The organism is Methylopila jiangsuensis (assembly GCF_027922305.1).
In the GTDB taxonomy this organism is placed as follows: domain Bacteria; phylum Pseudomonadota; class Alphaproteobacteria; order Rhizobiales; family Methylopilaceae; genus Methylopila; species Methylopila jiangsuensis.
The window spans coordinates 1,098,293-1,111,008 of the sequence record NZ_BSFK01000005.1 but is presented as its reverse complement, the minus strand read 5'-3'; the positions used below and the strand labels follow the sequence as shown (position 1 = coordinate 1,111,008).

Annotated in this window: 10 protein-coding genes; 3 read left to right on the top strand and 7 right to left on the bottom strand. The window is 69.2% G+C overall.

Annotation, left to right across the window (positions count from 1 at the left end; genetic code table 11):
* The first annotated feature begins 45 nt into the window (after positions 1-45).
* Positions 46-3,561 (top strand): transcription-repair coupling factor, encoded by a 3,516-nt coding sequence (gene mfd, locus PKE85_RS06725; RefSeq protein WP_271204003.1) that lies wholly within the window; start codon positions 46-48, stop codon positions 3,559-3,561.
* 9 nt (positions 3,562-3,570) lie between these two features.
* Here mfd and PKE85_RS06720 read toward each other — a convergent pair whose 3' ends face one another.
* A complete protein-coding gene (locus tag PKE85_RS06720) occupies positions 3,571-4,152 on the bottom strand; it encodes an HdeD family acid-resistance protein (RefSeq protein WP_271204002.1) in 582 nt (193 codons plus the stop codon).
* A gap of 149 nt (positions 4,153-4,301) precedes the next feature.
* The gene (locus tag PKE85_RS06715) at positions 4,302-4,859 is read right to left on the bottom strand and encodes a polysaccharide biosynthesis/export family protein (RefSeq protein WP_271204001.1); all 558 of its coding nucleotides are present in this window, start codon (positions 4,857-4,859) and stop codon (positions 4,302-4,304) included.
* 169 nt (positions 4,860-5,028) lie between these two features.
* Between PKE85_RS06715 and PKE85_RS06710 the strand changes: the two genes are divergently transcribed.
* Positions 5,029-7,182 (top strand): GumC family protein, encoded by a 2,154-nt coding sequence (locus PKE85_RS06710; RefSeq protein WP_271204000.1) that lies wholly within the window; start codon positions 5,029-5,031, stop codon positions 7,180-7,182.
* Positions 7,183-7,254: 72 nt separating this feature from the next.
* Here PKE85_RS06710 and PKE85_RS06705 read toward each other — a convergent pair whose 3' ends face one another.
* From PKE85_RS06705 to PKE85_RS06690, 4 genes are read right to left on the bottom strand one after another with little or no spacing between them, the layout of a single operon-like run.
* On the bottom strand, positions 7,255-8,490 hold the full coding sequence (locus tag PKE85_RS06705) for a GNAT family N-acetyltransferase (RefSeq protein ID WP_271203999.1): 1,236 nt from the start codon (positions 8,488-8,490) through the stop codon (positions 7,255-7,257).
* 32 nt (positions 8,491-8,522) lie between these two features.
* Complete coding sequence (locus tag PKE85_RS06700; protein ID WP_271203998.1) at positions 8,523-9,926, bottom strand: TadE/TadG family type IV pilus assembly protein; 1,404 nt, start codon at positions 9,924-9,926, stop codon at positions 8,523-8,525.
* A gap of 5 nt (positions 9,927-9,931) precedes the next feature.
* The gene (locus PKE85_RS06695; RefSeq protein ID WP_271203997.1) at positions 9,932-10,504 is read right to left on the bottom strand and encodes a TadE/TadG family type IV pilus assembly protein; all 573 of its coding nucleotides are present in this window, start codon (positions 10,502-10,504) and stop codon (positions 9,932-9,934) included.
* Positions 10,504-11,076, bottom strand: a complete 573-nt coding sequence (locus PKE85_RS06690; RefSeq protein ID WP_271203996.1) for a TadE/TadG family type IV pilus assembly protein — start codon at positions 11,074-11,076, stop codon at positions 10,504-10,506. Before PKE85_RS06690 ends, PKE85_RS06695 begins: the two co-directional genes overlap by 1 nt.
* Positions 11,077-11,307: 231 nt before the next feature.
* Here PKE85_RS06690 and PKE85_RS06685 point away from each other — a divergent pair, with 231 nt between their 5' ends.
* Positions 11,308-12,360, top strand: a complete 1,053-nt coding sequence (locus PKE85_RS06685; RefSeq protein WP_271203995.1) for a polysaccharide deacetylase family protein — start codon at positions 11,308-11,310, stop codon at positions 12,358-12,360.
* A gap of 12 nt (positions 12,361-12,372) precedes the next feature.
* On the opposite strand, the gene PKE85_RS06680 is transcribed toward PKE85_RS06685, so the two are convergent.
* Positions 12,373-12,579: a DUF2842 domain-containing protein gene (locus PKE85_RS06680; protein ID WP_271203994.1), complete on the bottom strand. Its 207-nt coding sequence runs from the start codon at positions 12,577-12,579 to the stop codon at positions 12,373-12,375.
* Positions 12,580-12,716: the final 137 nt, after the last annotated feature.

The following is a 12,716-nucleotide window of genomic DNA, read 5'->3' as shown; positions in this document are numbered from 1 at the left end:
CGCGGCGCTTGACGCGGGGGGCGGGAGAGCGTTTCAACCGGCGCCATGACGCTCAAGCCCGAAGCCCTGCTCGCGCCCGTACCCGCCACCGTCGCCCGCGCCCCGGACGGCTTCGACGCGCTGCTCGTCGCCGATCTCGCCCGCGCCGCCGTCTCCAAGCGGCACGATTCCGCCGGCGTCGCCTTCATCGCCCGCGACGCCCAGCGGCTCGCGGCCATGGAGCGGGCCTTCGCCTTCATGGCGCCGGACCTGGAGTTGCTGACCTTTCCCGGCTGGGACTGCCAGCCCTACGACCGGGTGTCGCCCAACGCCGCGATCGTTGCGACCCGCACCACCACGTTGGCCCGCCTCGCCCGCACCCGCGCCGGCGACCGGCCGCGGGTGGTGCTGACCACGGTCAACGCGGCGCTGCAGCGGGTGGCGACGCCGGCCGCCGTCGCGCGGCAGAGCTTCTCCGCCGCGCCGGGCAACGTGGTGGACCTGAAGAAGCTCGCGGAATGGCTGGAGGTGAACGGCTTCCTGCGCTCCTCCACCGTGCGGGACTACGGCGAATACGCCATCCGCGGCGGCATCGTGGACCTGTTTCCGGCCGGCCACGCCGAGCCGATCCGGCTCGACTTCTTCGGCGACCAGCTCGAGACCATCCGGCCGTTCGATCCGGAGACCCAGCGCTCCACCGGCCAGCTTCGGGCCATTGATCTGGTGCCCATGTCCGAGGTGCAGCTCACCTCCGACACCATCCGCCGGTTCCGCCAGTCCTACGCCGCGACCTTCGGCGCGCCGAACCGGGAGGACCAGCTCTACGCCGCCATCAGCGAAGGCCGGCGCTATCCGGGGCTGGAGCACTGGCTGCCGCTGTTCCAGGGCGACCTCGCCACCTTGTTCGATCATCTGGACGACGCCCGTTTCGTGCTCGACCCGCTGGTGGACGACGCGGCCGGCGAACGGCTCGCCCTCATCGCCGACTACCACGACGCCCGCGTCACCCAGGCGAAGCAGGACAAAAGCGGCGGCGCCTACAAGCCGCTGCCCGCGGACGCGCTCTATCTCGCGCCCGAGGAGTGGCGGGAGCGGCTGGAGCAGGCGGCGCCGATCCACCTCACGCCCTTTGCGTTGCCGCCGGGGCAGGGCGGGCGCGTGTTCGACGCCGGCGTCCGGCTCGGCCGCAGCTTCGCCGCCGAGCGGGCGCAGGAGAACGCCAATGTGTTCGAGGCGGTGGCCGACCACATCAAGGCGCTGAAGACCGACCGCAAGCGCGTGGTGGTGGCGGCCTGGAGCGAGGGCGCGCGCGACCGGCTCGGCACGGTCCTCGGCGACCACGGCCTGAAAGCCGCCAAGCCGGTGGCGAGCTGGCGCGAGGCCATGGCGCTGCCGCGCGACGTGGTGGGGCTCGGCGTGCTGGGCGTCGAGCACGGCTTCGAGACCGACGACGTGGCGGTGGTGGCGGAGCAGGACATCCTCGGCGACCGGCTGGTGCGCGCAAAGGCGCGCAAGCGGCGGCCGCAGGATTATCTGACCGAGGCCGCGGGCCTGTCGGCGGGCGATCTGGTGGTGCATGTGGACCACGGCATCGGCCGCTTCGTGGGCCTCAAGACCATCGAGGCTGCGGGCGCCCCCCACGACTGCGTGGAGCTGCATTACGCCGGCGGCGACAAGCTGTTCCTGCCGGTGGAGAACATCGAGCTTCTGACCCGCTACGGCTCGGAGGACACGGAAGCCCAGCTCGACAAGCTCGGCGGCTCCGGCTGGCAGGCGCGCAAGGCGCGCATGAAGAACCGCATCCGCGAGATGGCGGGCGAGCTGATCAAGATCGCCGCCGCGCGCCTCACCAAGGAGGCCCCGCGCGCCGTCCCGCCGGAGGGGCTCTACGACGAGTTCTGCGCCCGCTTCCCCTATGACGAGACCGAGGACCAGCAGGCGGCGATCGACGCGGTGCTGGACGATCTCGCCGCCGGCCGCCCCATGGACCGCCTCGTCTGCGGCGACGTGGGCTTCGGCAAGACCGAGGTGGCGCTGCGCGCCGCCTTCGTGGTGGCCATGTCCGGCAAGCAGGTGGCGGTGATCGTGCCGACCACGCTGCTCGCCCGCCAGCACTTCAAGACCTTCGCCGAGCGCTTCCGCGGCCTGCCGCTGAACGTGGCACAGGCCTCGCGCTTCGTGTCCCAGAAGGAGCTGAACGAGACCAAGAAGGGCCTCGCCTCCGGCGGCGTCGACATCGTGGTCGGCACCCACGCGCTGCTCGGCAAGACCGTGGGCTTCAAGGACCTGGGCCTCGTGATCGTGGACGAGGAGCAGCATTTCGGCGTCGGCCACAAGGAGAAGATGAAGCAGCTGCGCGCCGAGGTGCATGTGCTGACGCTCTCCGCGACCCCGATCCCGCGCACGCTCCAGCTCGCCCTTACCGGCGTGCGGGAGCTGTCCATGATCGCGACCCCGCCGGTGGACCGGCTCGCGGTGCGCAGCTTCGTGGCGCCGTTCGATCCGCTGATCGTGCGCGAGGCGCTGCTGCGCGAGCGCTACCGCGGCGGCCAGTCGTTCTTCGTCTGCCCGCGGATCGAGGACATGGCCGACGCCCGGCGCTTCCTGGAAAGCCAGGTTCCGGAGGTGAAGATCGTGGCCGCCCACGGCCAGATGGCGGCGGGCGATCTGGAACAGGCCATGACCGACTTCTACGAGGGCCGCTACGACGTGCTGCTCTCCACCGCGATCGTGGAGTCCGGCCTCGACATCCCGAACGCCAACACGCTGGTGGTGTACCGCGCCGACATGTTCGGCCTCGCGGCGCTCTACCAGCTGCGCGGCCGCGTCGGCCGCTCCAAGACGCGGGCCTACGCGCTGTTCACCGTGCCGGCCAACAAGGCTCCGACCGTGAACGCCGAACGGCGCCTGAAGGTGCTGCAGTCGCTGGAGGGGCTGGGAGCCGGCTTCCAGCTCGCGAGCCACGACCTCGACATCCGCGGCGCCGGCAACCTGCTCGGCGAGGAGCAGTCCGGCCACATCAAGGAGGTGGGCTACGAGCTCTACCAGCAGATGCTGGAGGACGCGGTCGAGAGCCTGAAGGAGGGCGGGGCCGAGGTGGTGGCCGACCAGTGGTCGCCGCAGATCACGCTCGGCGCGCCGGTGATGATCCCGGAGGAGTATGTGGGCGACCTGTCGCTGCGGCTGTCGCTCTACCGCCGTCTCGCCGAGGTCGACACCGACGAGGGGCTGGAGGCCTTCGGCGCCGAGCTGGTGGACCGCTTCGGCCCGGCCCCGACCGAGGTGAAGCAGCTGCTCGACATCGCGGCCATCAAGGCGCTGTGCCGCCGCGCCAATGTGGACAAGATCGACGCCGGGCCGAAGGGCGTGGTGCTGTCGTTCCGGGACAATTCCTTCGCCAATCCCGCCGGCCTCGTGGCCCACATCGCCCGCGAGGAAGGCCCGAACGCCAAGGTGCGCCCGGACATGAAGGTGGTGTTCCGGCGCGAATGGCCGACGGTGGAGAAGCGCCTCAAGGGCGCGGCGAAGCTGCTGCGCGATCTGGTGAAGATCGCCGAGGCGGGCGCGAGGAAGGCGGCGTGACGGGCCGCCTCAGAGCGGGCGGGACCGAAGCGCGAGGCCGAGCGCCACATAGGCCCAGCCGTGCGTCAGCAGGTCGAGCGCGAGGAACAGCCCGATCACCCACAGGCTGTTGACCGGCCAGCCCGTGGCGATGACGACGCCGGCGACAGCCGAGAGCGCGCCCGCGAACACGATCCAGCCCCAGCCCTCATGGGGCCGGGCGGAGAGGCCGACCCAGATGCGCAACGCGCCCGAGACGAACAGAGCGGCGGCCGCGAACAGCGTGAGCACCGCGGAGGCGAGCAGCGGGTTCGCGATCACCAGGACGCCCGAGAGCAGGTAGAGCAGCCCCGCCGCGAGCCACAGCGCGAACCGTCCCCAGCTTCGCGCCCGGAAAGCGGCCACGACGTTGAGGACGCCGCCGGCGATCATGGCCACGGCGACCACCAGCATGGAGGCGAGGGTCGCGGCCAGCAGGTTGAAGGCGGCGAGCAGGCCGCACAGGATCAGTCCGACGCCGAGCGCCACGAACCAGCCCCAGTTGGAGCGGGCCTCGGCAAGGGCGTCTCCGAGGGAGCGGGGGCCTCCCAGGTCGGAACCGGTCGTGGTCATGGGCTCTGTCTCGCGCTCTCAAGCCGTAAGGTTCGAGACGCAAGCATGTCTCCGCAGGCTGCGCTTGGCCAGCGGTTTGTCGGTCGCTTAGAAGAACTCGGTCAGGATCAGGCTCGGGCCTGAGACAGCGGGTGACGACGCTCGAACGATCAGAACCAGCGTTCCTGCACGGTGATGGTGTCGCCGGGGCGCACGGGATAGGTCAGCGGCACCTCGGCCTTGTAGACCCGGTCGCCGTGGCGGCGCGTCAGCTCCACCCGGTCCTTCTGCGCCCGGGGCGAGAAGCCGCTCGCGATCGCGACCGCGTTCTGCGCCGTCATGCCCACCACGTAAGGGTATTGCCCCGCGCTGTTGACCTCGCCCAGAATGTAGAACGGGCGGTAGCCCTCGATCTCCACCGAGACGTTGGGATCGCGCAGGAAGCCGGCCTTCAGCTTGGCCTCGAGCCCGGTGCGGACCTGATCCGGCGTCTTGTTGACGACCTCGTAGCGGCCGACCAGCGGCATGGCGATGCGGCCGTCCGGCTCGACGGTGTAGCTGTTGGACAGGTTCGGCTGGCCGAACACGCTGATGCGCAGCCGGTCGCCGGTGGCGAGCACGTAGGGTTCGTCGAAGGCGGCGGCCAGAGGCGGCGGCACCGCGCGGGGCGCGGCGCATCCGGCGAGCGCGGCGGCCAGTGCGATGGCGGTCCAGGTGAAGCGCGACATTCGAGAATCCGCAATCGTCTCGGGGTTCTCCAACGGGATAGCGCGCCATGGTTAACAGGAGGTTTTCGCGAGGGAGCGCCGATTTCCGGTCGGTTAACCCTACGGCAACCTCGCCTGTGCTGATGTCGTTGTGAAATCTGTTGCGCGCCTTGAAGTTAGGACGGGGGTCATGGCCGAACGCGGCATTCATCGCGGGACCGATCTCGCCCCGAGCGGCGAAATCGATCTGCGCGCGCTCGGCGCCGGCATCTGGCGGCGCAAGGCGTGGATCATCGGGCCGACGCTGCTGGCGGCGCTCGGGGCGATCGCCTTCGTCCAGTTCGCCGCGCCCTATTATCGCGGCACGTCGCTCGTCCTGATCGAGAACAAGGCGCCCATCAGCCCGAGCGCCGGCGCCGAGCGGGAAGGCCAGCTGCCGGACGAGCAGGCGGTGATGACCCAGGTCCAGTTCATCCAGTCGCGCGATCTGGTGCGCAAGGTGACGGACGCGCTGAAGCTCGACCAGGATCCCGAGTTCGAGGCCCGGCAGGGGCCGTCTCTCGCCGGTCGGATTCTCGGGCTGCTCGGCATGTCCCGCGCCCAGGACCAGCTCCCCATGAAGGAGCAGGTGGTCGACAAGGTGGCGAAGAACCTGCTCGTCTATCCGGTGGCGGGCTCGCGCGTGGTCGGGGTGGAGTTCTCCTCCACCGACCCCGACACCGCAGCACGGGTGGCGAACGGCTTCGTGGACGCCTTCTTCGACATCCAGCGCGAGGCCAAGCGCGACCTCAACCGGCAGGCGACGAACTACTTCTCGCAGGAAATAGAGGCCATGCGGCAGCGGGTCTCGGACGCGGAGGAGAAGGTCGAGGCGTTCCGCGCCAAGGCGGGGCTGCTGGCGGGACCGAACAACTCCACCGTGGTGGCGCAGCAGCTCGGCGAGAGCAGCACCCAGCTCATGACCGCGCGCACCCAGCAGACGGAAGCGCGCGCCAGGGCCGACGCCATGCGCGACGCGCTGCGCGCCGGGCGGCCGGCGGACGCGCTCGACATCGCCAATTCCGACGTGGTGCGCTCGCTGGTGCAGCAGCGCTCCCAGCTCGCGGCCCAGATCGCCAGCGAGGGCCGCACGCTGCTCGGCCAGCACCCGCGCATGCGGGAGCTGAGCGCGCAGCTCCAGGGCCTCGACGCCCAGGTTCGCGTCGAGGCGGAGAAGATCGCCCGCGCCTACGAGAACGAGGCCAAGACGGCCGGCGCCCGCGTGGCGGCGCTGCAGAAGAGCCTGGACGCGCAGAAGGCGACCGCCGCCAGCGCCAACGGGCAGGACGTGCAGCTTCGGGCGCTGGAGCGCGAGGCCCGCTCCCAGCGCGACCTGCTGGAGCAGATGCTGGCGCGCTACCGCGAGGCGGCGGCGCGCGACAACCCGGACGCGCTGGTCGCCGACGCCCGCATCATCTCCCGCGCGGCGGCGCCGACCGAACCCTATTTTCCGAAGAAGACGCCGACCGTCGCCATCGCCTCCATCGCCGCCTTCGTGCTGGCGCTGGTGGCCGCGGCCACGGCGGAGGTGTTCGGCGGCGGCGGGGCGCTGCGCCGTCCGGAGGAGGACGAGGAGGCCTCGCCTCCGCCCGCGATCGGCGAGACGCCGGTGTTCGGTCGTCTGAGCGGCCGTCCGTCCACGCCGGCGCTCGACGCCGCCCGCGCCGCTCCCGCGCTGCTGAAGCCGGGGATCGAGCCCTATGACGTGGCCGACTCCACGCTGGTGGCGGCGCTCGCCCGCCAGCTCGCCTCCATGCCGACCACGGAAGGCGCGCTGCGCATCCTCGCCACCGGCGCGACGCCGGGCGTTGCGGTGGGCGACGTGGTGGCCGAACTCGCGCGCATCATGTCCGACAGCGGGCGGCGCGTGGTGGCGGTGGACGCCGGCGGCGGCGCGCCGCAGCTCGACGGCGACGACCGCCGTCCCGGCCTTGCGGAACTGCTGCAGGGCTCGGCGACCTTCGCCCAGGCGATCCACCGCGACCGCGGCTCGCGCGTCCATGTGGTGCCGGAAGGGGAGACGCCGTTCGACGCGCTCGACGCGCCGTCCAGGGCCCGTCTCGGCGTGGTGCTGGACGCGCTGGCGCTCACCTATGACTTCGTGCTGCTCAGCGCGCCCGCCGCTGCGGCGGACGTGTTCGCCGAGCACTCGTCGGCCGCGATCCTGGTGTCCGACCGGGGCGCTGGCGACGTGGCGACGGTCGAGGCCCATGAGCGCCTGAAGGCGACCGGAATCGAGGACGTGGTCGTGCTGCTGATCCGCGACACCGGCGGCTCGCCGGACGGCTCCCGCCTCGCGGCCTGACCCCGCCTCTCTCCCACATAAAAAGCCGGGCGTCGCGCCCGGCTTTTTATGTGGCTGCCATGGAGCTGCCGTTCAGGCGTCCGGCTTGTCCGGCGCGGCGTCGGGCTCGGCCTCCACGTTTTTCGCGCGCAGCTTCCGGATGCGGGTGGCGAAGGCGTAGACGGCCGGGTTGGACTTGACCCAGGCCTTGGCGGCGCGCTTGGCGGCGTAGACGCCGGCGCCCGCCCGGCCGAGCGGCGACACGCCGAGGATGGTGTCGAACAGCGGATCGACGTCCGGGCAGAACAGCGCCTTGTAGGCCGCCGCGCCGACGCCGAGGTCGAACTCGCTCATGCCCCGGCCGATGGCGTCCTCCACCATGAAGGTGAGCAGCAGTTCGCCCGGGCTGTAGCGGGCGAGGTCGCAGCTGGTGATGGAGTTGAACATGCCGCACATGCGGTCGCGGTCGGCGATCACGCCGAAGGTGGCGATCGTCTGGCCGTCGAGATCGAAGCCGTAGAGGTCGATCGACGCCGGCGCGTCGCGCAGGCCCGCCGCGGTTCGGATGAAGTCCTCGACGCCGGGCTCGGCGAACACGTTGTCGATGCCCCGCGCCGCGAGGCGCTGCGCCTTCTGGGCGAAATAGGCGTCGAGCACATGGGCGCGGTCGGCCTCGGTTTCGGCGCGGTAGATGCGGACCTCGCCCCGCTCCTCGAACCGGCGCAGCTTGCGGCGCTGGGCGGAGCGCGTCTTGGCGGAGACGTAGCGCTTCAGATGGGCCTCGACCGAGGCCTCGAGCCGGCCGCTGTAGGCGAAGTCGGGCGACGGCTGATGCGGCAGGCCGGCGAGCGGGTTCGGGGCGTCGCGCCAGCGTTCCGGCTGGTTCGACAGCGCGAACAGGTCGATCCGCGCCGCCGCCGCGACCTCGCGCAGCAGGCGCGCCGCCTCCGCAGGGGTGAACGCCTCCGCTGCGTCGCGCGCGAACACCGGCAGATTGTAGTTCACATGGGTGCCGCCCAGATAGGAGGCGACGCGCAGGCCGAAGCGGCGGGAGACGCCGAGCGGCAGCAGCGCGACGGCGCGGCCGTCGGCGCGGCGGGCGATGGCGAGGGCGAGCTCCACCTTCTCCTGGCGTCCCACGTTGTCGGCCCAGGCGCGCAGGAAATCCGGCGTCTGGTAGGGCGTCGCGACGCCCCCCGACAGGAGCTCCCGCCAGGCCGCATCCGCCTCCGCGAATGAGCTGCGCAGTTCGATCCGCTCGAAGGCGCGGCTTCCCATGGACGCCTCGACGGACGCAGACGAGGACGAGATGAGGGACGCGCTCGGCATGGAAACCTCCACGATCGGCGGCGCGGCGACGGTCACCGGCTCACCCGCAGGTTCGACAGGCTTCCTCCAATGGCGGTGAAGGCCGCCTTAAGGCTCTCGCTGTCGCCAGCGTCGAAATAGAACGACGTGCTCGTCGCGCAGTTCTGAAGCAGGGATTTGGTGGAGTCGTCCGGATCGTTGAAGGCGATGGTGTAGACGATGATGTCCTTGGCCTTCATGCTAGAGCACACCGTAGACAGTTTTGTGTCGAGAACCTTGTTGGCCTCGATGATATCATCCGTGCCCAAGCGTTTGTCCGAAAGCAGGCCATATGATGTGTAGTTGTTTTTGTTGAACGTGTTCTCGCCATCTGTCATCAGGATGACGGCCTTGTTCATGTTCTTGGAGTTGTAGTCCAGCGGCAGCTTGTTGGTCAGCATGTCGCCGTCCCACAGGCCGCGCCACGACGGCGACAGCATGCGCCAGCCCCACACCGCGCCCACGTTGATGAAGGTCGAGCCGCCGGCCTTCATGGCGTCGATGCCGGTGACGATCGTGCTCTTGACGTTGGTCATGGGCGTAAGCGTGACAGGACAAAATGCGCCCGGTCCTGTCTGGCCCTGTACGGGGGCATAGTTGATGTTCAGATAGGTCGACCACCACCAAGAGACGATCCAGTTGTTGGAATTGCTGTTGGGGCTGTAGTACGATTTAAAAATGGTGTCTTTCTTGATCAGGGACGGAATGTCGTCCGTGACGTCGTAGCCGCTCGGGCGTTCTTCGACGCATCCGGTCCAGTACACCGGATAGTAGGGCCGCGTGACCGTGTTCAGATCAGTCCAGAGCGCCCGCGTCACGCCGATGTTCACGGCCTGGGAGAACGGCACCAGACCCACATAGAGGTTCTTCGCGGTCGTCTGGTCGCCGAACAGCTGATTGACCAGCAGCTTGGAGGCCTCCTTCAGCGGCCCCATGCTGTTGCTGATGTCCATGGAGCCGGTGTTGTCCAGCACCATGACCACTTCAAGTCCTTTGGACGACCGCGTCACTTCGGTCGTCGCCGTCACGTCCACCGATGTCTTGCCGAACAGTTTCATGAAGGCCGTCGGCATGGTGGCGGTCGCGGTCAGCGAGATCACCGTCTTGTCGGCGTTGGGCTTGGCGGTGACGGTGTTCACCGTGGCTCCGACGAAATTGGCCGCGAAATTGGCGTCGACGAACTTCTTGGCGTCGGCGTTGTAGTCGGTGGTGGCGAGCCGCGCGGCGACCGCGAGACCGGCGGCGTCGAGCGCGTTCACGAGGCGGGCGCGGACCATGGTGGCCCGGCCGGTGTCGATGGCGATGCCGATGCATCCCACCAACACCAGGAACATGAGGCCGATCAGAGGCGCGACCGAGCCCCGTTCGTCGCGGAGCAAACGCGGAGGAAGGTGCGAAAACAGGCGACGGTGACGCATGGTCTTCACGTGCAGGGTTTGGTGTTGAGCGCGCCGAGACGCGGACGGAACAGCCCTTTGGCGTAGACGTCCTGCGTGCCCGAAATGAAATAGGAGAAGATCGGCGTGAACTGGTAGTAGACCTCGGCCACGACGACGTTGTCCTTGGCGTCGCCGAACAGGTTCGCGCCCACGCTTGCGATGCCGCCTTCCGAGCCGATCTTGCTGGCCCATTTCGTGCCCTTGGTGCTGGCGCACTGCCACCGCACCCGCGGCGTCGTCCCGTCGAGGTAGAGCGAACTGAGGATCGTGACGCCGGTCTTGCCCGACACGTAGCCGGGGAGGTTCTGCCCGCTGATCAGGAACACCTGTTTCACGCCGTCCGCGGTCAGCGACTGGTACTGCGCAGTCACGTCGGTGACGGAGAAGGCGATCTTGCCCACCTTGTCATAGGCGTTGGCGTAGCGCGCCAGGTCCGCGCCGCCGAGCGTCAGCAGCAGCAGCATCGGCGCGCACAGGGCGAGTTCGGTGGCGGCGAGGCCGCTTTCGGAGCGGCGCAGCCGCGCGAGAAGTCGCCGGAAGGGGAGAAGCCGCCGCATCAATAGGGCTCGTTCTTGACGATGGTCTGCACGGACAGCGTTCGGATTCCCTTGGTCCCGAGCACCTCGCCCAGCAGCGGCGTATAGATGGTCCAGGGGTAGGACGCCGTGAACACGACGATCTCGCTTGAGGAGCCGGAGCCGGCCTTGCCCCGGTCCGCGTCGTAGGCGCCGTTGCCGTTCACATCGGTGAAGGGCTCGTCGGAATCGCGGACGCCGTTGTTGTTCAGATCGGTGAACGGCTCGCCGATGGCGTCGTAGCTCGGATAGGATCGGCTGGTGACGGTGATCTTGGTGGAATCGAGCAGGCCGCTCGCGGCCCTTTGCATGGCGGCCTGCACCGTGGCGGCCTGCGTCTGGCCGCTGTCCGCATAGCCGGTCTTGTTCACGCGCGCGGCCATGAAGATGGCGTCCTCCAGCTGCCGCTGGGCGGCGAGCATGACGCCGGTCTCCAATGTTCCCACAAGCATGAGCGTGAGAATGGGAGCTATGAAGCCGAATTCGATCGTCGTGGCGCCGCGCTCTTCGGCGCGGAATCGCGAAACGCAATGAAAGAACGAGAAAGTCGTCATAGGATCAGATCGACCGTTCTGCGAAGGATGGCCTTCCGACTCCTATACGAGGCAGGACTATACAACTGATGAAATCAATCTCATAAAATTCGAGCAATAAATTATTTTGGTTGTTCAGATTGTGTTTAGGTTAATTGTTGATGCACGTGCGGGGCTGCGCGTGCACGCTTCGTTCAGGGTTGCGGGATAGCCTGTTCGCGATCTGGTCGAATCGGGAGCACGGCAGGGGCGATGGCGGCGGCGCGAACGCAGGCTTTTCGCGCGGCGTTCGCCGCGCTGCGCGCCGGTGGCCTCAACCGGGGCCTGCGCGCCCGCGCGCAGGGGCTCGGCGTCATTCTCACGCTGCACCATGTGCGCCCCTGGCGTGCGCGCGATTTCGCGCCGAACCGCCTGCTGGAGATCGAGCCCGCGTTTCTGGATCAGGCGCTGGCGGGCGCCCGCAAGCTCGGCTTCGATTTCGTGTCGCTGGACGAGGCCTGGCGGCGCACCCTGACCGGCGTGTCCTACCGGCCGTTCCTGCACGTCACCTTCGACGACGGTTATCGCGACGTGCGCGACCACGCGCTGCCGATCCTGGAGCGGCACGGCGCGCCGGCGACGCTGTTCGTCGCCAGCCGTTTCGCCGAACAGGACGCCGATATCTGGTGGCTGGAGCTGGAGGAGGCCATCGCCCGCTCCCGCCGCATCTACATGGATCTCGGCCGCGGCGAGGCGGTGCTGCCGACCGCGACGGCGCGCCAGAAGCAGGCGGCCTGGAACGCGGTCTACTGGCGGCTCCGCTCCGGGTCGGAGGAGCATCTCCGCGCCGAGGTGCGGCGCCTCGGCCGCGCGGCCGGGGTCGATCCTCTGAGCTTCGCGCGCGAACTGTGCATGGACTGGAACGAGCTGAAGGAGGTGGCCCGTCACCCGCTGATCGCCATCGGCGCCCATACGGTGACCCATCCGATGCTCGCCAAGCATCCGGACGACGTGGCGCGGGCGGAGATGGCGGACAGCCGCGAGGCCATCCGCCGAAAGCTCGGGCTGGAGGCGGCGCATTTCGCCTATCCGGTGGGCGACCGCTCCGCCGCCGGCCCGCGGGATTACGCGCTCGCGGCCGAGCTGGGCTTCACCACCGCCGTGACCACGCGGCCGGGCCACATCCACCGCTCCCATGCGGCGACGCCCACCGCGCTGCCGCGGGTGTCGCTGAACGGCCATTTCCAGACCGCCGCGGCGCTGGACGCGCTGCTCGCCGGCACGCCGTTCCTGCTGATGCGGATGCTGAAGCGCGGCCGGGCCTGATATGCGCGCCGTTCAGCGCTCCAGCCGCTCCATCCAGCGGATGAGAAGGGCGGCGGGCACGGTCCAGACCAGTCCGAAAAAGCCGAAGAAGGCGAGCTGAACCCAGGCCGGCTTGTCCGCCATGGTGAGCTGGCCCACGAACATCACGATGAAGGCGTAGACGCAGACGCCCGCCACCAGCGCCGCCAGCCCGATCAGTTTCTTGACGCGAGGGGGCATGGGGCTCGGATTCCGCTCAAGGGGAGGGTGGACGATGCGCCGCCTTGTCCGCGCGACGCCCGGGACTTAAACCGCTCCAGCCTTTTGCGATCAAGCCTTGCGCCGGGAGGCGCGCGTTCCGTGTCCGATCCCGCGTC